Here is an 18,656-nt window from a genome sequence, read left to right on the forward strand (position 1 = left end):
GTGGCGAATCAGATTGGGCTTGTTCAGCGGCGACACATGTTCACGTCATTGGAATGACTGTGGATTAGCATCCTCTCGAAACCGCGCGCGAATAATACTCCTGGCGCAGTTTCAAAGCTATAGAGCCGGTAAATTTTCAGAGATCAAATTGGCGCGCTGTTCGCACTTTTTTGTGTAGCGATGCCGGAATGTCGGCCATGTCTTATTTCCGTCGATGAGGACCTTGATCTTTCGAAACATTGGCGCACCATCTTAGTTAGCGAAGGCGAAAATCGCTGAGGCAGACCTTTATAGGAGGGCCTATGCTGAACAACTCCCTATTTGATGCGTTTACCCGTAACTACGAGTCCCGCCGGGAGACGGATATGTCCATCGCGGACTATCTGTCCTTGTGCAAAGAGGATCCGATGGCCTATGCCAATGCCACCGAGCGGCTGCTTTCGGCAATCGGCGAACCCGAGATCATCGATACAGCGAAGGATCCGCGGCTCGGTCGGATTTTCATGAACAGAACCATCCGAACCTACCCCGCCTTTGACGGGTTTTTCGGCATGGAGGAGACGATCGAACGGATCGTGTCCTTCTTCCGGCATGCAGCCCAAGGCTTGGAGGAGCGCAAACAGATCCTTTACCTGCTCGGCCCGGTGGGCGGCGGCAAGTCTTCGCTCGCCGAGCGCCTGAAGCAGCTGATGGAGGTCAATCCCATCTATGTGCTGAAAGCCGGTGACGACCTAAGCCCGGTCTTTGAAAGCCCCCTCAATCTTTTTGATCCCCTGACCATGGGTCCCTTGCTGCTTGAGGAATACGGCATCCCGACTCGTCGTCTCAGCGGCCTGATGAGCCCGTGGTGCCTGAAACGGCTTGATGAGTTCGATGGTGACATCTCCCGCTTCCGGGTCGTCAGGATCCAGCCGTCGAGGCTGCGGCAGATCGCGATTGCCAAGACAGAGCCGGGCGACGAGAACAATCAGGATGTCTCGTCGCTGGTGGGCAAGGTCGATATTCGCAAGCTCGAGCACTATTCGCAGAACGATCCTGATGCCTACAGCTATTCCGGCGGCCTCAACCGCGCCAATCAGGGCGTGCTGGAATTCGTCGAGATGTTCAAGGCGCCGATCAAGATGCTGCATCCGTTGCTGACGGCGACGCAGGAAGGCAATTACATGGGCACCGAGAACATCGGTGCGATTCCCTTCTCCGGCATCATCCTTGCGCATTCGAACGAAGCGGAGTGGCAGACCTTCAAGGCCAACAAGAACAACGAGGCCTTCATTGACCGCATCTGCGTCATCAAGGTTCCCTATTGCCTGAGAGTGATGGAGGAACAGAAGATCTACGAAAAGCTGATCGAAGGATCAGAGCTTGCGGATGCGGCTTGCGCGCCGGCGACATTGGAGATGCTGGCTCGTTTCTCCGTCCTGTCACGGCTTCGCAAGCATGAGAATTCCAATCTCTTCTCAAAAATGCGCGCCTATGACGGCGAAAGTCTGAAGGAAACCGATCCGCGTGCTAGGAGCGTGCAGGAATATCGGGATGCCGCCGGCGTCGATGAGGGCATGGACGGAATATCGACACGTTTCGCGTTCAAAGTTCTTGCGTCGACGTTCAACCACGACACGACGGATATCGGCGCCGATCCTGTGCATCTGATGTATGTCCTGGAACAAGCCATCCGTCGCGAGCAGTATGGCGAGGAAACGGAAAAGCGTTACATGGAGTTCATCAAGGCCGAATTGGCGCCGCGTTATGCGGAATTCATCGGCAACGAGATCCAGAAGGCCTATCTGGAATCCTATTCCGACTACGGTCAGAACCTGTTCGACCGCTATGTGGATTACGCGGATGCATGGATCGAGGACGTCGATTTCAAGGACCCGGATACTGGTCAGTTGCTCGACCGTGAACTTCTGAATCAGGAACTGACGAAGATCGAAAAACCTGCGGGCATCGCCAACCCCAAGGATTTCCGCAACGAGATCGTAAAGTTCTCCCTGAGGTCGCGCGCGGCCAATGGCGGCAAGAATCCTTCCTGGACGAGCTATGAAAAAATCCGGGAAGTCATCGAAAAGCGGATGTTCTCACAGGTCGAGGATCTGCTGCCGGTCATCTCCTTCGGATCGAAGAAGGACAGCGAGACCGAAAAGAAACATAGCGAATTCGTCTCGCGCATGGTGGCGCGGGGCTACACGGAACGGCAGGTTCGCCGGCTGGTGGAATGGTACATGCGCGTCAAGCAGGCGAGTTAGGTAGGCTGTCCGAGCGAGTACCCAGGTAGGAGCAAACATGCACATCATAGACCGGCGGCTTAACCCGCGCGGTAAAAGTTTAGAAAATCGACAAAGGTTTCTACGGCGTGCCAAGGACGCCGTAGAGCAGGCGGTTAAACGATCTTTGCAAGACCGCAGCATCCGCGATGTGCTTGATGGCGGTGAAGTCACTCTTCCGATCGGCGGCATGGCCGAACCGGGCCTTCACCGGGGGGGAGGAGGAATTCAAGATCGCGTCCTTCCCGGCAACCAAAAATTCGTCGAGGGCGATTTCATCAAGCGCCCGCCGGCATCGGGCGGCGGGCGTTCGTCCGAGGCGGGGGAGGGCGATGGCGAAGACGGTTTCCGCTTCATACTAACCCGAGAGGAATTCCTCAACATCTTCCTCGAAGATCTGGAGTTGCCTGATCTCGCCAAGCGCCGGCTGAGCGAAACCGAGGAGGTGACGCCGCAAAGAGCCGGCTTTTCTGTCTCCGGCTCCCCCTCAAACATCGCCGTCGGGCGCACGACACGCCTTGCCATGATGCGGCGCCTTGCGCTTCATCGCCCTACGGCAGAGGAGATCGAAGCGCTCCAGAAGCAGATCGACGAATGCGACAATGCGAAAGAGCGCCTCGTTCTCGAAGACAGGCTGAGGACACTGACGCTCAAGAGCAAGCGCATTCCCTATATCGACCCGCTCGATGTCCGCTACCGGCGCTTTGAAAACACGCCAAAGCCTGTCGTAAAGGCGGTGATGTTCTGCCTCATGGACGTTTCCGGTTCCATGAGCGAGCATATGAAGGATCTCGCAAAACGCTTCTACCTGCTCCTCTACCTCTTCTTGTCGCAGCGTTACGAAAAAGTGGAGATCGTATTTATCCGCCATACGGAAAAGGCGGAGGAGGTCGATGAGGAGACTTTCTTCTATAGCCCGGCGACGGGCGGCACGCTGGTCTCCAGTGCGTTGGCGGTCATGCGCTCGATCGTTGCTGCGCGTTTTGATCCGACGGAGTGGAATATCTATGCGGCGCAGGCCTCCGACGGCGACAATTCCTATTCAGACGGAGCTTTGACCGGCCAGTTGCTGCAGCAAGAAATCTTGCCGGTCTGCCAGTACTTCGCCTATATCGAGGTCGGTGAGGAAGACGGAGATTCTTCGATGTCGAGGTCACCGCTTTGGACGCTTTACCAGGAAATCCGCTCTGCAACACGGCCTCTTGCCATGCGCAAGGTCTGCCGCAAGAACGAGATATTCCCTGTTTTTCATGATCTGTTTCAGAAGAAGGCTGCCACGGCAGGGGCTACGCCATGAAGACCGGCACGCGGCAAAAGGAAGGGCTTCTGTTCGAAGGGGCCGACTGGGATTTTCCGATTTTGCAGCGCATTCACGACGCCTGCGAAGAGATTGCGCTTGGAGAACTGGGGCTCGATGTCTATCCGAACCAGATCGAGGTCATCACGTCGGAACAGATGCTCGATGCCTACTCCTCGACAGGCATGCCGCTCTTCTATCGCCACTGGTCCTTCGGCAAGCATTTTGCCCATCACGAGGCCTTCTACCGCCGTGGGATGCGCGACCTCGCCTACGAGATCGTCATCAACAGCTCGCCCTGCATCTCCTATCTCATGGAGGAGAACACGGCGACCATGCAGACGCTGGTCATTGCGCACGCCGCCTTCGGCCATAACCACTTCTTCAAGAACAACTATTTGTTCAAGCTCTGGACCGATGCCGAAGGTATTCTCGATTATCTCGATTTCGCCAAGAGCTACATCTCCCGCTGCGAGGAACGATATGGGGAAGTGGCTGTGGAGCGTACGTTGGATGCTGCACACGCATTGATGTCACACGGTGTGCACCGCTACGCCGGCAAAACCCAGGTTGATCTCCGGCAGGAAGAAAAGCGGCTGCAGGAGCGCCGCGCCCACGAGGAGAAGATCTTCAACGATCTGTGGCGCACCGTGCCGACCAGCCTCAAACGCAACAAGTCGGATCGCGATCTCGAGCGTAGACGTGCCGCTCTCGGTTTGCCTCAGGACAATATCCTGTACTTCCTCGAAAAGTCGGCGCCCCGGCTGCATCCCTGGCAGCGCGAGATATTGCGCATCGTCCGCCACGTCGCCCAATATTTCCATCCTCAGCGCCAGACCAAGGTGATGAACGAGGGGACTGCCACCTACGTCCATTACAACATTATGCAACGCCTGCATGAGCGCGGGCAGATCAGCGACGGCAACTTTTTCGAGTTTTTGAAATCGCACACGAATGTCGTTTTCCAGCCGATGTATGATGATCGGCGTTTCTCCGGCTTCAATCCCTATGCGCTTGGCTTTGCGATGATGCAGGATATCGAGCGCATCGTGACGAAGCCCACGGGCGAAGATCGTGAGTGGTTTCCGGATATTGCCGGGCGGGGCGACTCTATGGCGGTTCTGCGCGATATTTGGGCCAATTATCGCGACGAGAGTTTCGTCAGCCAATTCCTGAGCCCAAGCCTCATGCGCCGGTGGCGCATGTTCCAACTCCACGATGATCCGGACATTAAGGAAGGCATTCTGGTTTCAGCGATCCACGACGAGCGCGGCTATCGGCGCATTCGCCGGCAACTCTCGCGTAGTTACGACATAGGCCACACCGATCCGGCGATTGAGATCGTCGACGTCGATCTGGCCGGCGACCGCAGACTGCTTTTACAGCACCGGGCCAGCAATGACGAATTCCTGGAAGAGGAGGACCTGAAGCTCGTCCTGCAGCACCTTGCCGATCTCTGGAGCTATGACGTACTCCTAGAAGAGCTCGACAGTAAGGACAGTGTCGTCCGGAAGCACGTCGCCCATCCGCGGGCTTTTGCGAGACAAAGCGAATTCGCCTGATTGGGCGGAATTCTGCCATTGAAGAGACGCGATTCTTCAAACGTGATTGGACAGGCCGCCCAGTTGGGATCAACGTTGTCGATGGGGGCGTGCAGTCTATTTTTCCAAATAGGAGGCCGTCATGGAACAATACGCAGTCGATCAGCTCAAGGCTATAGCCAAGGTTAGCCGCACCACGCCACAACTGTCTCGCGCCGAGCGGTTGAACCGGTGGGCGGAGCTTCTGGAAAGCGATCCTGCGCGTTCGCTCGTTACCCTTCGGGAGACCGAATATCTGCCCCGTGACCAGCGGATAAAGATGAGAATCACCGGGTCACCCATATCCGTAGCCTATGCCGATCCGGTTCTGCGTGCCGCCGGTCTTGAGGGCGATACTTATGGAGATGCCCTGAGTTTCTTCGACCTTAACGATCGGCAACTGCATGGTCTCGTTTGCTCCTGCCATTTCGGAGCACGGGTTGATTCAGGTGTCGTCGCCCGCCATCTGAGAGCCGCCTCCATATCGGGCATGAAGGGCATTCTGGCGCGTATGCGGCTGATGTTTACGCGATAAGCCGGCTGCCTAGCCGAAATCATTGACTAGGCGTCCGCTGCAGCAGAACCCGGCCGATGAAGTGCGGCACGTCATAGCCGCGCTTCGCCTGCGGCTGGGCAGCAAATACAGATCTCAGAGTGGCGGCATCTGCCTATGTCGCCTGTTTGGGACGGCCCTTTGCAAATGCGCCGCTCTTCATAGCAAGCGGTTGCATCTTCTTGTCACAGTTCATTCCCCCGCTGTCGTCGCTCCAACGCTGCGGCCTATCAGAAGGCCAGCGTCGAAACCTTTTATTATTTCCGGCATGCCCCTCCTTGAGGAAGCCTATCGTTTCGGCGAAAAGGTTCTGCCGCGTCTCGATGTCAGCAGGAGAATATAAAAAGGCGCGCAACTCACCTGGTCGACACTCTTCGATCGTGACCTTTCCACCGCCGAGAGCGCCTGAGGACACGGCAAGAAAGCAAATTCTGTGGCAGCAAGCGAATTCCACCCAGCCGAACAGGAGACAGATGGCGGATTTGCAGCCCGCATCCTGAAGGCGATCGAAGCCGTACTTGGCGTTGCTGCCGCGTCGGTGCTTGCCGCGCTGCTCTTCACGGTGCTGGTCACTGTCTGCATGCGCTATTTCTTCGCGGCCGGTTTTCTCGGCGCCGAGGATCTCGGCATCTGGCTCCATGTGCTGCTGATCGCGCTTGGCGCGCCGCTTAGCCTCAACAGTGCGCTCGCCATGCGTCTTGATGTCTTCGTCAAGATGATGCCTGAGCGGCTGCATTCGACAACGCAGGTCGCTGCCGATGTTTTCACCGTGCTATCGGGTCTTATCTTGAGCTTCGGCGGCAGCGAGATCATGACCATGCTCGGAGGCATTTCCCCGGCGCTCGGCGTACCGGAATGGATCCGCTTCGGCTTTCTCGGCGCCGGCGGCGTGCTGATCCTCGTCGTACTTCTGCTGCAACGTATCGTCGAAGGAAAGGTTTGGCCGGTCCTTCTTTCCATCGCTATCGGTGGCGCGCTCTATGCCGGCATCCCCTTCGTCTCCGTCGAGTTCGACTGGCCGCCGAGCATCTTTCTCGGCCTGATCGCCGCGATCGGCCTGATGCTCGCAGCACCCCCGCCACACGCCTTCCTGGCGGCCGCCTATATCGTGATCGCCTTCGGCAGCAGCCTGCCGGAACCAGCGATCGTCTCTTCGACAGTGACTGGCATTTCGAAATTCCTGCTGCTTGCGATCCCCTTCTTCCTGCTTGCCGGCGGACTGCTGACGGCATCCGGCGTCGCCAACCAGCTCGTGCGATTTGCCGCTGCCATGGTCGGCCATCGCCGTGCCGGCCTCGCCCAGACGACACTGCTCACCAGTGTGCTTTTTTCCGGTGCCTCCGGTTCCTCGGTTGCCAATGCCGCTTTCGGTGCGTCCACCTTCCAACCGGAGCTCGTCCGCCACGGTTATCCGCCCGCCAAGGCCGCAGCGATCATTGCAGCGACTTCGGTACTCGACAATGTCATTCCGCCGTCGATCGCCTTTCTGATCCTGGCGACCGCCACCAATCTTTCGGTCGGCTCCCTGCTGGTCGGCGGTTTCTTTGCGGGTGGTCTGATGGCCATCTGCCTTGCGGTCGCGATCCATCTGACGGTTCGCGACCAGGCGCCTCTGGCGCGGGCCACATCTGCACAGCGCTGGCGGTCGGGTATCCAGGCAATCCCTGCCTTCGGCCTCGGCGTCATCGTCGTGGTCGGCATCCGCATCGGTATCGTCACGACGACGGAGGCCGCCGCCCTCGCCGCCTTCTACACCCTTCTGCTCGGCATCGGTGCACGGCTTGGCGTCCTCTCGCTTTACACCGCCTTCCGGCAGGCAGCTGTCGAGGCCGCCGCGATCGGCTTGCTGATCGGCACGGCTGGCCCCTTTGCCTTCCTGCTTGCGGTCGACGATGTCTCAGGCCTGATCTCACACCTGACGACGGCGCTCGGCGGCAGTGCGCTCGCTGTCATCCTGCTGTCCAACATCATACTGCTGGTCGTTGGCCTCGTCCTCGATATCGGCGCTGCGATCCTGCTCTTCGGGCCGATCCTGCTGCCGGCCGCCGTTGCCGCTGGCATCGATCCCATTCATTTCGGCGTCATCATCGTCGTCAATCTGATGATCCACGGACTGACGCCGCCGCTCGGCATGCTGATCTTCGTCGTCAGTGGTGTGACCCGCATACCCGCTTCCGCCCTTTTTAAGGCGGTTGTTCCCTATCTGCTTGCCCTTCTCGTCTCCCTCGCAATCCTTTGCGCCTGGGCGATCATCTTCTAACGGACAGGACTTATTCATGGACAATCTCAACCGACGCAATTTCCTGAAGACTACCGCGATTGCCGGAACAGCCCTTGCTGCCCCGGCCTTCGTTCGCGCGGCGGCTGCCCGCACGACAACGATCACCATCGCCTCGCTGCTTGGCGACGACAAGCCGGAGAGCAAGATCTGGGTGAAGATCAGCGAGCTGGTCGAGGCCAAGCTGCCTGGCCAGTTCAAGTTCAATATCGTCAAGAACGGTGCGCTCGGCGGCGAAAAGGAAGTGGCGGAAGGCGTTCGCCTCGGCTCCATTCAGGCAAGCCTTTCGACGGTCTCCTCGCTTTCCGGCTGGGTGCCGGAACTGCAGATTCTCGATCTTCCCTTCCTGTTTCGCGATGCCGATCATGTGCGCCGCATCGTCGGCGGCGATGTCGGCACCGACCTTAAGGGCAAGCTGCAGGCGCAGAATTTTGTCGTCGGCGATTTCATCAATTACGGCGCCCGCCATCTGCTGACCAAGGAACCTGTGACACGACCGGAACAGCTCAAAGGCAAACGCATCCGCGTCATCCAGAGCCCGCTGCACACCAAGCTCTGGAACTCCTTCGGCACGGTGCCGATCGGTATTCCGATCACCGAGACCTATAATGCGCTGGCAACCGGTGTTGCCGACGCCATGGACCTCACCAAATCGGCCTATGCCGGCTTTAAGCTCTATGAGGTCGTGCCCTACATGACCGAGACCGGCCACATCTGGGCCTCTGGCGTCGTCTATTATTCCTCGACCTTCTGGGGCGGCCTGAATGACGAGCAGAAGGCCGTCTTCCGGCAGGCATCGACCGAAGGTGCAGCCTACTTCAACCAGCTCATCGTCGATGATGAGGTGGCATCGGTCGAAATCTCGCTGAAAAACGGCGGCAAACTCCTGAAGCCGGAAGCCTTTGACGAATGGCAGAAGGGCGCTCAGGGCGTCTGGAGCGATTTCGCCTCTATCGTCGGTGGCCTCGACCGCATCAAGGCTATCCAATCGGCCTGAAAAAGGCCTGAACGCGAGGCTGGCCTGTCAGCCAGCCTTGCTCAGTCGTTGAATTGGCGAAGCAGGTACTGTCGAATTTACGCTGCTTCCTCTTCCAATATTTTTACCGGCCGGTCCCACTGGATCAGCACGACACAACCGGTATCGCTCCAGACCGAATGTTCGGTACCGGGTGCATTGACGATGTAGCTGCCGCGGCCGTAGTCGCCCGCCTCGTCGGATTGCACTCCATCGAGGACGAAAATGGTTTCAAGCCCTTCGTGCCGATGGCGGGGGACGGACGCGCCGGCCTCATATTTCAGCAGCGCCACGCCCGGCTGATCGCCTTCGAAAGGCCTAATCCAGTGGATGGTCACCTCATCGCGGAAAGGGCCGAATTTCAGCTCCTTCCAACCGCCCGAGGTGAGCAGTTCGCGGGTGGTTTCAGGCATGGGCGATGCTCTCCAGGATATCGTCGACACGGGCCGTCCAGCCGACGATCGCGCCCTGGGCGCGGATCATGGCGATGGCAGCCGCCTTGAATTCGGGGAAGTAGCTTTCCGTTGCCTCCTCGGCGAGCAGGCACTCGTAACCGCGGTCGTTCGCCTCGCGCATGGTTGTTTGGACGCAGACTTCTGTCGTCACGCCTGCGAATACGAGCTGCTTGATACCCTTGTCTTGCAGAACTTCGCCAAGTTCGGTGGCATAAAAGGCGCCTTTGCCGGGCTTTTCTATCACCACTTCGCCCTTCACCGGCGCAAGTTCCGGCAGGATCGCCGTGCCGGGCTCGCCGGAAATCAGAATCCGGCCCATGGGGCCTTCATCGCCGATCCTGAGTGTCGGGTTGCCACGGTCCCTTTTTGCCGGCGGCAGATCCGAGAGGTCGGGCCTGTGACATTCCATCGTGTGGATGACCGGCAGACCGGCATTGCGGAAGCCCTGAATGAGACGTTTGACATCTGGCACGATTTTGGTGATGCGGCTGACATCGTTGCCGAGGCTGGCGCCGAAACCGCCCGGTTCGGCGAAATCGCGCTGCATGTCGATGACGACAAGGGCAAGCTGGTCGTGCTTCACCGGAAAGGCGAAAGGCTCTGCCTTGATCTCCGCCATCAGTGATGCCCCGCCATATGCGCGCCGATGACGCCGATATCGGCGGACCGCGCCGGGGTCTCGTAGACCAGCTTGCCTTCGGAAATCACCATGATGCGGTCGGACATTTCGAGCAACTCGTCGAGGTCTTCGGAAAGCAGCAAAACGGCCGTACCGGAATTGCGCGCTTTCATGATGCGGGCGCGGATCTCCGCAACGGCCGAGAAGTCGAGGCCGAAACAGGGGTTCGAGACGATCAGCAGGTCCACCTCGCCAGTCAGTTCGCGGGCGAGCACAGCGCGTTGTACATTGCCGCCCGAAAGCGCTGCGATCGGGGACGAAGAGGATGTCGTCTTGACCTTGAAATCGGAGATCAGATCTGTTGCGCGCTTCTTCATCTTGCCCTTGTTCAGCCAGATCGCATCCTTGCCGTCTGCCTTCAGATCGAAGGTGCGGAAGGCGAGGTTTTCACTGACCGTCATGTGTGGCGCACAGGCATTCTGCAGAGGCTCTTCCGGGATGAAGCGAACATTGTTCTTGCGGGTTTCCGGACGCGTTGCGCCGTAAATCTCGCCCTTGACGCTGACGCGGCCAGTATCGGTCGGCCGTTGGCCGGCAAGGATCTCAGTCAGTTCCTTCTGGCCGTTGCCCGATATGCCGGCAATGCCAACGATCTCGCCCGAGCGGACGGTGAGATTGTCGATCTCGATGGTCTTGAGACCGGAGCGATCCGGTGCCTTGACCTGCTCGACTGTGAGGACCGGCTTGGCGCCTTCGGAAATCGGAACGCGGGTATCGAGTTCGGCAAGCTTGACGTCGCCGATCATCATCGCCGCCATGTCGGCCGTGGAAAGCTCACCCACCTTGCCGCTACCGACGAGCTTGCCGCGCCGCAAGATGGAGACGGCATTGGCGAATTTCGTGACCTCGTGGAATTTGTGGGAGATCATCAATACGGTCAGCTCGCCGCGCTCGGTCATGCCGCGCACGAGGCCAAGCATCTCGTCAGCTTCGGCAGGCGTGAGCACCGAGGTGGGCTCGTCGAGCACCAGGAAGGAGCGGCCGAGATAGAGCTGCTTGACGATCTCAAGCTTCTGCTTTTCGCCGGCGGCAAGCTCGCACACCGGCCGGTCGAGCGGGATCTTGAAGGGCATGCGCTCCATGAATCCGGCGAGATCCTTGCGTTCCTTCGCCCAATTGATGATGGCGGGTACTTCGGCGCGGCTGATGACGAGGTTTTCAGCGCCGGTGAGCGAAGGAACGAGCGTGAAGTGTTGATAGACCATGCCAAGCCCATAGGTCGCGGCGTCCTTCGGTGACGCGATTGCCACTTCGCGACCATCGACGGAAAGCGCACCCGATGTCGCGTGGTAGAAGCCCATGATGCATTTGACGAGCGTCGATTTGCCGGCGCCGTTTTCGCCGAGCAGCGCGTGGAAGCTGCCGGCGGGTATCTTGATCGACACGTGATCGAGGGCGGTGAAGCTGCCGAAGCGCATCGTCATGTCGATCGTGTAAATGCCAACGGCCTTTCCGGCTTGCGGAAGAGGGGTGTCGCGGACCGTGCTCATAGCAGCTGGCTCACGAGGGTTTGAGAGTTGGAGACGGAGCCGAAGACGCCGCCCTGCATCTTGACCATCTTGATCGCGGCAAGGTGGTTGCCGTAGTCGGTCGCGCCGCAGCAGTCTTCCAAGAGCAGGCATTCATAGCCGCGGTCGTTCGCCTCGCGCATCGTGGTGGAAACGCAGACGTCGGTGGTGATGCCGGTCAGGATTATATTTTCGATGCGCTTCTGGTTGAGGATCAGTTCGAGATCGGTAGCGCAGAACGAACCCTTGCCGGGCTTGTCGATGATCGTTTCGCCTTCAATCGGGTAGAGTTCGGGAATGATGTCCCAACCGGGTTCGCCGCGTGTGAGGATGCGCCCGCAAGGCCCGGGATCGCCGATACCAGCGCCGATGCGCAGCGAACGCCAACGCTTGTTGGCCGGCAGGTCGGCAAGATCGGGCCGGTGGCCCTCGCGCGTGTGGATGATGTGATAGCCCTTGGCCCGCATGGCGGCCAAGACCTTCTTGATCGGCTCGATCGGGGCTTGCACCAGCGACAGGTCGTAACCCATGTGATCTACATAACCGCCCTTGCCGCAGAAATCCGTCTGCATGTCGATGATAATGAGGGCGGTATTATCGGGCCGCAGCGCGCCATTATAGGGCCAGGCATAGGGATCGGCGTCGATATAATGTCCTTTGGTTTCGACCATGGCGTCCATCGTCTTTTCTCCTATTCACCCGCGAGTTTGAATGTTTCGCCGTAGCGACGCGCCGGCTTGTCGAAGCCGCACGATGTACCATCCGTGACCTTCACCTGATCTTCCCAGGGGAGGCGGTATTTGCCGGCGATGAGATCGTGCATGTAGGTATAGGGCGCATCATCAGCGCCGCCGGCAACGGCGACATAGCCGCGATGGCCAAACTGGTAGATGTTGTTTTCGACGCCCCAGCCAAGGCGGGCTTCGCGTACGAGATCAGGACGCACCTCGGCGGTGATGATCTCGTTGACGCGGCCCGATGTGCCGTGAGCGATGATCGAGCCGTCGAAATTGCAGATCATGCCTTCGCCCATGCTGTCGAACGTGCCGTCAGAGCCGCACATGCAGACGCTCGCAGTGATCATGAGATTGCAGAAGGCGTTCGACTGGTTGGTGAATTTCCAGCTCTCGCGGATCGGCGCCGTGTAGCCGGCCGTGCGGATCATGATTTCCGCACCCTTATAGGCGCATTCACGCGCCATTTCCGGAAACATGCCGTCATGGCAGATGATGAGCGCGAGCTTCGCGCCCTTGGGCCCGTCGATGACGGGGATGCCGAAATTGCCGGGCTCCCACGGCTCGACCGGCACCCAGGGATGCATCTTGCGGTAATAGAGCTTCAGCTCGCCCCTGTCGTCGATGATGATGCCGGAATTGTAGGGCATGCCTTCAGGGTTCAGCTCCATGATCGAGAAGCAGCCCCAGATCGTATTCTCCCGGCAGGCCTTCTTGAAGGCTGCGACCTCTGGCCCGTCGAGCGTGCACATGATCTCGGGATTGATGTCCATCGACAGGCCGTGCAGGGCATACTCCGGAAAGACGACCAGATCCATGCCCGGCTGATTGCGCCGCGCCTTGCCGACGAGATCGACGATGACCTGCGTCTGGCGCGCAAGGTCTTCCCGTGTCACGGTGACAGGAAGCTGAAGCTGAACGAGGCCGATTCCGACGCCATGTTCCGACTTGTTCAATCCGCCGAGGCCATTCATGGCTTGGCTCCTTTCATGCTATTTCGTCAGGGAAAGCGCGCCGGGCGCGCCGGCGAGCGAACGTGTGGGTGAGGAGGTCGCGATCATGATGACCAGCGTCAGCACGTAGGGAGCCGCGTAGAAGAGGTAGTAGCCCTGCGTGACGCCGACCGATTGTAATGCCGGGCCGAGTGCGCCGGCACCGCCGAAGAGCAGAGCGGCGAGGAAGCAGCCAATCGGATTCCAACGGGCGAAGATGACGAGCGCCACGGCCATCAAGCCCTGGCCGGACGAAATGCCCTCGTTCCAGGAGCCGGGATAATAGAGTGACAGATAGGCGCCGCCGATGGCCGCCAGCGAACCGCCGACGGCGGTGGCGAGCAGTCGCACGCGATCGGGATTGATGCCCATGGCGCGGGCGGCATCGGTGCTGTCGCCGACGACGCGCAGGATCAAGCCGATCCGGGTATTCTTGAATGCCCACCAGAGGATGAAGGCGAGAGCAGCGCCAAGCAGGAAGAGCACGTTGATGTTCAGCGCCGCCTGGATCTGGGGCATGCTGGACCAGAAACCAAGCTGTATTGCCGGCAGGTGCGGCGCGGCCGGCTGGATGAAGGGCTTGCCGAGGAAGAAGGCGAGGCCGAGCCCGAACTGCATCATGGCGATACCGATGGCGATATCGTTGACCTTCGGCCATTTGCAGATCCAGCCATGGACGAGACCGAAGACGGCGCCCGTCGCCATTGCCGCGAGTACCCCGAGCCACGGTGAATTGCTCATGACCGCGACGGCATAAGCTGTCATCGCACCGAAGACCAGCGTGCCTTCAAGCCCGAGATTGATGCGGCCGGAGCGCTCGGTGATCGTCTCGCCGAGGCTGACGAAGATGAAGGGCGTGGAAACGCGGATGGCGCCTGCGAGGATCGCAAGGGGCACGCCCCATATGCCGATGCCTGTCTCTTCCATCAGAGGCTCCTTTTCCAGAGGTCGGGATTGAAGATCTTGAAGCGGCCGTAAAAGGTCTCGCAGAACAGGATGACGATGAAGAGCGTGCCCTGCAGCACCAGAACGGTGGCATCCGGCAGGCCCATGCGGCGCTGGATGAGGCCGCCCGAAGCATCGATACCGCCGAGCAGGATCGCGACCGGAATAATCGCCAACGGATTGTGGCGCGCGAGGAAGGCGACGAGGATGCCGGTATAGCCGTAGCCTGCGGCGAGCGAGGCATTGGCGCTGCCTTGAACTGCGGCGACCTCGACCATGCCGGCGAGACCCGCGAAACTGCCGGCGATCGCCGTGAATCCGACAATAAGCTTGCCAACCGGAAGGCCCTGGATCTGCGCGGCGCGGACATTGCCGCCGGCGATGCGGGCGGCAAAACCGAAGCTCGTTACCTCGATCAGGATCCAGGAGAAAATGCAGGCGACGATGCCGATGACGAGACCCCAATGCACATCCATGCCGGGAATGTTGCCGAGCATATATTCTGGCGGCAGCGGCTTGGTGGACGGCTTGTTGAGACTGGCGGGATCACGCAGGGGCCCTTCGACGAACTGGTTCATCAGGGCGATGGCGATATACGAGAGCAGCAGCGATGAAATCGTCTCGTTGACACCGCGATAGTGGCGGAGGAAACCGGCAAGGCCGATCCAGATGCCGCCGACCACCATGGCGGCAATGCCCATGAGAATAAGGGTCAGGAAGACAGGGGCAGTACCGGCAAGCGGCATGGCCATGGCCGCGGCAGCAACGCCGCCCAGCACGACCGCTCCTTCCCCGCCGATGATGACGAGGCCGAGACGAGCGGGCAGGGCGACGCAGAGTGCCGTCAGGAGAAGGGGTGCGGCACGGCTCAAGCTGTTTTGCACCGAAAACCAGCTGCCGAAGCCGCCGGTATACATAAGCTGGAAAAGCATCGCCGGCGATTTTCCGATCGCCAGGATGAACAAGGAGAAGAGCGCAAGACCGATCAGGATGGCCGCAAGACCGATGACGACTGGTTCGGCACGGCGCGCAATCCATTCGAGGACGGGGCGCAACGATGCCGGCTTTCCGGAAACGACTGAGATTGCGGGATCATTGGCCTGGACAGTCATGGCGCTTCTCCCTCTGCGGTCTAGGCCGTCGATCCGACGACGCCCTCGACCAGATAATTCATGCTCTCGAGCTCGATTGCGTCTTCGGCATAGCTCTTGTCTGCAGTCACAACTGAACTGCCCTTGTTGTCCTTCAGTGGTCCCTTGAAGACCGAGAAACCGCCCTTCATCATTTCCGCATGGGTTGCTTCGAAGGCCTTGCGGCCCGCCTCGGGAACGCCGGGGCCGAGCGCGCTCATCTTGACAAACCCGTCCTTCAGGCCGCCGCGAACGAAATTGCCGAGCTTTTCGCCGGCCTGCGCCTTCTTGACGAAATCGCTGTAGACATTGCCCCAGGCCCATTCGGCACCGGTGAGATATTTCTCGGGAGCAAGCGGGCTCTGGTTGGCGTGGTAGCCGCAGATGAAGGCTCCGCGGCCGGCGGCCGTCTCGACGACGACCTTCGGGCTGTCGACGTGGCATGTGATGACGTCGGCACCCTGATCGACCAAGGCGTTGGTGGCTTCGGCTTCCTTGACGGCGAGCGACCACTCGCCAGTGAAGATCACCTGGCAAGTGATGGTCGGATCGACCGTGCGGGCGCCGAGCAGGAAGGCATTGATATTCTGCAGAACCTGCGGGATTGGCTTGGCGGCGACGAAGCCGAGCTTCTTGCTCTTCGTCGCATGGCCGGCGGCGATGCCGTTCAGATACTGGCCCTGGAAGATGTAGCCGAAATAGGAGCCGGTATTGGCCGGGTTCTTTCCCTCCTGCCAGAGACCGCCGCAGTGGCGGAACTGGATATCGGGGTATTTGGCGGCCATGGCCAGCATGTGAGGATCGAAATAGCCGAAGGAGGTCGGGAAGAGGAGGGTCGCGCCGTCCAGATTGATCATCGACTCCATCGTCTTCTGAACGTCGACGGTCTCGGGCACGTTCTCTTCTTCGACGACGGTGATGCCGGGCAGTGCCTTGACGACGGCGGCACCCTCGGCATGCGACTGGTTGTAGCCGTAGTCATCCTTCGGGCCGACATAGATGAAGCCGACGGTCAGCGCAGTCTGCGCAAGAGCGCGCGAGGAGAGGAAGCCGGGGTTGCGCCGATCAGGGCAGTGGCAGCAGAAGCCTGAAGGAAACGGCGGCGGTTCATGGAAAGGAGTTTGGTCATCGGAATGCTCCCCTTGCGGCGGTTTTGCCGGTTCAATTGGTTACGGAAAAGTGTATGCAATGGCCGTGCCAGATTTTATTCTATTGAATTCATTGGATGTATTCAGAGGCCCGCAAGACACTGTAAAAAGTGTATGCAAATCTTTGCCGCGTAAGATTAAAAACTATGCAGAGTCTATAAAATCAGCTAATTTCAGCGTCATATGTCTCTGTCCTGTATATATAAATATAGTTCGCTGTCATTTTATGTGTTAAAACAAAGGCTTGTTTCTATATTTGACTTTGCGGCGCCAGCAATGCATGTGTATGCAGGCAGTTAACGGACAGAATCATTCCTTGAAGCAGGTCAGGCGCAGAGAGATCATCCGGGCAGGAACGACCGTCGAACAGATGGTGCGGGCTATTGCTGATATGATCGTGACCGGGCGGATTCTGCCAGGCGACAAGCTTGACGAGATCTCACTAGCGACCCGGTTCGACGTGTCGCGCACCCCGGTGCGCGAGGCGCTTCGCGAACTCGGCGCAATGGGGCTCGTCGATCGCGAGCCGAACCGCAGCGCTGTCGTCACCAACGTAACCGAGACCTATCTGCACTCGATGTTCGAGGCGATGGCGGAGCTGGAAGGTGTTTGCGCGCGTCTAGCCGCCGAGCGGATGACGGTTGATGAGCGGCGCATGCTGGAAATCGAACATCGCGCTTCCGCCCGCCTCGTGCACAAGGGCGCAGAGGAAGATTACGCCCTCCATAATACCGAGTTCCATACCCGGCTTTATCGCGGTGCGCATAACGAGCATATCTATGAGCTGGTAACCCAGAGCCGGGCTCGGCTTGCGCCTTTCCGCCGCGCGCAGTTCCGGCTGCCGGGGCGGCTTGCGAAATCCTATGATGAGCACGACCTGATCGTGACCGCGATCATGCGGGCAGATGGCGCAGCCGCTGCAAAGGCCGCCTATTCGCATGTGGAAATGGTCAGCGATGCCAGCGTCGTCTTTGCCTCCGCGCGCGAGAAATAGCTGCTACAGGCGGTGCCGGCCTGCGTAGGGCGGCGGTTGAGAGCCACAACATTTGGAGCTGCAGATGTGATGGGGCACGGACGACCAAATCCCGACGCGGGATTGCCGCCGAATTGACAACATCCAGACCACCCCATAAGCAGGGCTGCGACCGGCAATTGAAGAGGCAGCGATAATGTCGATCTGGATTGGGCGAATTCTGTCAGCGCTAGTTGTTGTTCTGCTTCTTGCTGATGCGGCCACCAATCTTTTTGCACCTGATTTCATACGGGCGGAAATGGAAGCGACCGTTTTTCCTGTCAATCTCGCCCAGGCGCTCGGCATTATTATTGCCATCTGCGCGATCCTTTATGCTGTTCCGAAGACAGCCTTCCTAGGTGCGATACTTGTAACCGGTTTTCTTGGCGGCGCTATCTGCACGCACTTCCGCCTGGGCGAGTTTTTTACGCCTCCCCAGATCGTCAGCCTGCTTCTCGGCATTGCCGTCTGGGGTGGCCTGTATCTGCGCGACCCGAGGCTGCGCCAGTTGATACCGCTGAATATGGTTTGAGCGCGTCGCGATCCCGCCCTGGAGTGAAAGCGGCAGGCTGTCGCTGCCACCTTTTCTAAGGCAGACGCGCTAACTCGATCTGCGGCCAGGGCTGCAATTTTTCTCGATGGAAGTCGACGATTGGGTTCTTCAGGCTGTCGGGCGCCAACAGAGATCCTGTCCGTTGGACAATCCAGTCCCGCCAATTAAAAGCTCGCCCTCGGGTGAGGGCGAGCCATACCATCTACAGGAGTGGAGTTCTGTATCGATGGGTGAGGCCGATCCAGCAGGGAACCGGATCGACCTCTTTCTTCTGAATTGGAGGTCACCAAACCAGAAGCTCGTGATGAAAAACCCCGAGATGTGATCCCGGGGTCTTCAGTGTCCAAATTAGAACGAGCGCTGCAGACGGAAGTAACCGGTGGTTACGTCGTCGCCATCTTCCGGATCCAGGTACTGGACGGAAGCCTTGGCGTAGAAGTTGTCGACGATCTGGTAATCGACCGTCAGACCGACCTTCCAGGCATCGCCGAGACCGTCGAAGTCATCCGGAAC

16 protein-coding genes and 2 pseudogenes are annotated in these 18,656 nt (G+C 59.2%); 9 read left to right on the top strand and 9 right to left on the bottom strand.

Annotated features, from left to right (window positions below; all coding sequences use genetic code 11):
- The first annotated feature begins 302 nt into the window (after positions 1-302).
- The 7 genes and pseudogenes from FHT78_RS21190 (at position 303) to FHT78_RS21215 (ending at position 8,969) form a co-directional block, all read left to right on the top strand.
- Entirely contained in the window at positions 303-2,246 is a 1,944-nt protein-coding gene (locus FHT78_RS21190) for a PrkA family serine protein kinase (RefSeq protein ID WP_183748334.1), read from the top strand.
- 37 nt (positions 2,247-2,283) lie between these two features.
- Positions 2,284-3,561 (top strand): YeaH/YhbH family protein, encoded by a 1,278-nt coding sequence (locus FHT78_RS21195; protein ID WP_183748336.1) that lies wholly within the window; start codon positions 2,284-2,286, stop codon positions 3,559-3,561.
- Complete coding sequence (locus FHT78_RS21200; RefSeq protein ID WP_183748338.1) at positions 3,558-5,123, top strand: SpoVR family protein; 1,566 nt, start codon at positions 3,558-3,560, stop codon at positions 5,121-5,123. The genes FHT78_RS21195 and FHT78_RS21200 overlap by 4 nt, the downstream gene beginning before the upstream one ends.
- Positions 5,124-5,244: 121 nt before the next feature.
- Entirely contained in the window at positions 5,245-5,676 is a 432-nt protein-coding gene (locus FHT78_RS21205; protein WP_183748340.1) for a hypothetical protein, read from the top strand.
- Between the two features lie 271 nt (positions 5,677-5,947).
- A pseudogene (locus FHT78_RS29420) lies at positions 5,948-6,103 on the top strand (alkanesulfonate monooxygenase); the annotation flags it as partial.
- Positions 6,104-6,127: 24 nt separating this feature from the next.
- Positions 6,128-7,954 carry a TRAP transporter large permease subunit gene (locus FHT78_RS21210; RefSeq protein ID WP_183748342.1) on the top strand — a complete coding sequence of 609 codons (1,827 nt, stop codon included), beginning with the start codon at positions 6,128-6,130 and terminating at the stop codon, positions 7,952-7,954.
- Positions 7,955-7,970: 16 nt separating this feature from the next.
- Complete coding sequence (locus tag FHT78_RS21215) at positions 7,971-8,969, top strand: TRAP transporter substrate-binding protein (RefSeq protein WP_183748344.1); 999 nt, start codon at positions 7,971-7,973, stop codon at positions 8,967-8,969.
- Positions 8,970-9,046: 77 nt separating this feature from the next.
- Here the strand turns inward: FHT78_RS21215 and FHT78_RS21220 are convergent, their stop codons facing one another.
- The 8 genes and pseudogenes from FHT78_RS21220 to FHT78_RS21255 form a co-directional block, all read right to left on the bottom strand.
- On the bottom strand, positions 9,047-9,400 hold the full coding sequence (locus FHT78_RS21220; protein ID WP_183748346.1) for a cupin domain-containing protein: 354 nt from the start codon (positions 9,398-9,400) through the stop codon (positions 9,047-9,049).
- A complete protein-coding gene (locus tag FHT78_RS21225) occupies positions 9,393-10,061 on the bottom strand; it encodes a cysteine hydrolase (protein WP_113212344.1) in 669 nt (222 codons plus the stop codon). The genes FHT78_RS21220 and FHT78_RS21225 overlap by 8 nt, the downstream gene beginning before the upstream one ends.
- Positions 10,061-11,611 (bottom strand): ABC transporter ATP-binding protein, encoded by a 1,551-nt coding sequence (locus FHT78_RS21230; RefSeq protein ID WP_183748348.1) that lies wholly within the window; start codon positions 11,609-11,611, stop codon positions 10,061-10,063. Before FHT78_RS21230 ends, FHT78_RS21225 begins: the two co-directional genes overlap by 1 nt.
- Positions 11,608-12,309 (bottom strand): isochorismatase family cysteine hydrolase, encoded by a 702-nt coding sequence (locus FHT78_RS21235; protein WP_183748350.1) that lies wholly within the window; start codon positions 12,307-12,309, stop codon positions 11,608-11,610. Before FHT78_RS21235 ends, FHT78_RS21230 begins: the two co-directional genes overlap by 4 nt.
- Before the next feature lie 11 nt (positions 12,310-12,320).
- Positions 12,321-13,337, bottom strand: coding sequence for a formamidase (locus FHT78_RS21240; protein ID WP_183748352.1), 1,017 nt, complete (start codon positions 13,335-13,337; stop codon positions 12,321-12,323).
- Between the two features lie 18 nt (positions 13,338-13,355).
- Entirely contained in the window at positions 13,356-14,282 is a 927-nt protein-coding gene (locus tag FHT78_RS21245) for an ABC transporter permease (protein WP_018114380.1), read from the bottom strand.
- Positions 14,282-15,412: an ABC transporter permease gene (locus FHT78_RS21250; RefSeq protein ID WP_113203717.1), complete on the bottom strand. Its 1,131-nt coding sequence runs from the start codon at positions 15,410-15,412 to the stop codon at positions 14,282-14,284. Before FHT78_RS21250 ends, FHT78_RS21245 begins: the two co-directional genes overlap by 1 nt.
- A gap of 20 nt (positions 15,413-15,432) precedes the next feature.
- Positions 15,433-16,559, bottom strand: a pseudogene (locus FHT78_RS21255) (BMP family ABC transporter substrate-binding protein).
- A 305-nt stretch (positions 16,560-16,864) separates the two neighbouring features.
- Between FHT78_RS21255 and FHT78_RS21260 the strand changes: the two are divergent.
- Together FHT78_RS21260 and FHT78_RS21265 are read left to right on the top strand one after the other, a co-directional pair.
- Positions 16,865-17,572 (top strand): GntR family transcriptional regulator, encoded by a 708-nt coding sequence (locus FHT78_RS21260; RefSeq protein WP_183748354.1) that lies wholly within the window; start codon positions 16,865-16,867, stop codon positions 17,570-17,572.
- Positions 17,573-17,747: 175 nt separating this feature from the next.
- Entirely contained in the window at positions 17,748-18,122 is a 375-nt protein-coding gene (locus FHT78_RS21265; RefSeq protein ID WP_183748356.1) for a DoxX family protein, read from the top strand.
- Between the two features lie 369 nt (positions 18,123-18,491).
- On the opposite strand, the gene FHT78_RS21270 is transcribed toward FHT78_RS21265, so the two are convergent.
- The coding region (locus tag FHT78_RS21270) for a porin (protein WP_183748358.1) at positions 18,492-18,656 on the bottom strand (165 nt) is incomplete at its 5' end.

The sequence above is a fragment of the Rhizobium sp. BK196 genome (genome assembly GCF_014193255.1).
GTDB lineage: Bacteria > Pseudomonadota > Alphaproteobacteria > Rhizobiales > Rhizobiaceae > Rhizobium.

Excerpts from the sequence above, each read along its gene's own strand:
- FHT78_RS21190 (WP_183748334.1), top strand. The coding sequence starts at position 303 with ATGCTGAACAACTCCCTATTTGATGCGTTTACCCGTAACTACGAGTCC.
- FHT78_RS21195 (WP_183748336.1), top strand. The coding sequence starts at position 2,284 with ATGCACATCATAGACCGGCGGCTTAACCCGCGCGGTAAAAGTTTAGAA.
- FHT78_RS21200 (WP_183748338.1), top strand. The coding sequence starts at position 3,558 with ATGAAGACCGGCACGCGGCAAAAGGAAGGGCTTCTGTTCGAAGGGGCC.
- FHT78_RS21205 (WP_183748340.1), top strand. The coding sequence starts at position 5,245 with ATGGAACAATACGCAGTCGATCAGCTCAAGGCTATAGCCAAGGTTAGC.
- FHT78_RS21215 (WP_183748344.1), top strand. The coding sequence starts at position 7,971 with ATGGACAATCTCAACCGACGCAATTTCCTGAAGACTACCGCGATTGCC.
- FHT78_RS21220 (WP_183748346.1), bottom strand. The coding sequence starts at position 9,400 with ATGCCTGAAACCACCCGCGAACTGCTCACCTCGGGCGGTTGGAAGGAG.
- FHT78_RS21225 (WP_113212344.1), bottom strand. The coding sequence starts at position 10,061 with ATGGCGGAGATCAAGGCAGAGCCTTTCGCCTTTCCGGTGAAGCACGAC.
- FHT78_RS21230 (WP_183748348.1), bottom strand. The coding sequence starts at position 11,611 with ATGAGCACGGTCCGCGACACCCCTCTTCCGCAAGCCGGAAAGGCCGTT.
- FHT78_RS21235 (WP_183748350.1), bottom strand. The coding sequence starts at position 12,309 with ATGGACGCCATGGTCGAAACCAAAGGACATTATATCGACGCCGATCCC.
- FHT78_RS21240 (WP_183748352.1), bottom strand. The coding sequence starts at position 13,337 with ATGAATGGCCTCGGCGGATTGAACAAGTCGGAACATGGCGTCGGAATC.
- FHT78_RS21245 (WP_018114380.1), bottom strand. The coding sequence starts at position 14,282 with ATGGAAGAGACAGGCATCGGCATATGGGGCGTGCCCCTTGCGATCCTC.
- FHT78_RS21250 (WP_113203717.1), bottom strand. The coding sequence starts at position 15,412 with ATGACTGTCCAGGCCAATGATCCCGCAATCTCAGTCGTTTCCGGAAAG.
- FHT78_RS21260 (WP_183748354.1), top strand. The coding sequence starts at position 16,865 with ATGCAGGCAGTTAACGGACAGAATCATTCCTTGAAGCAGGTCAGGCGC.
- FHT78_RS21265 (WP_183748356.1), top strand. The coding sequence starts at position 17,748 with ATGTCGATCTGGATTGGGCGAATTCTGTCAGCGCTAGTTGTTGTTCTG.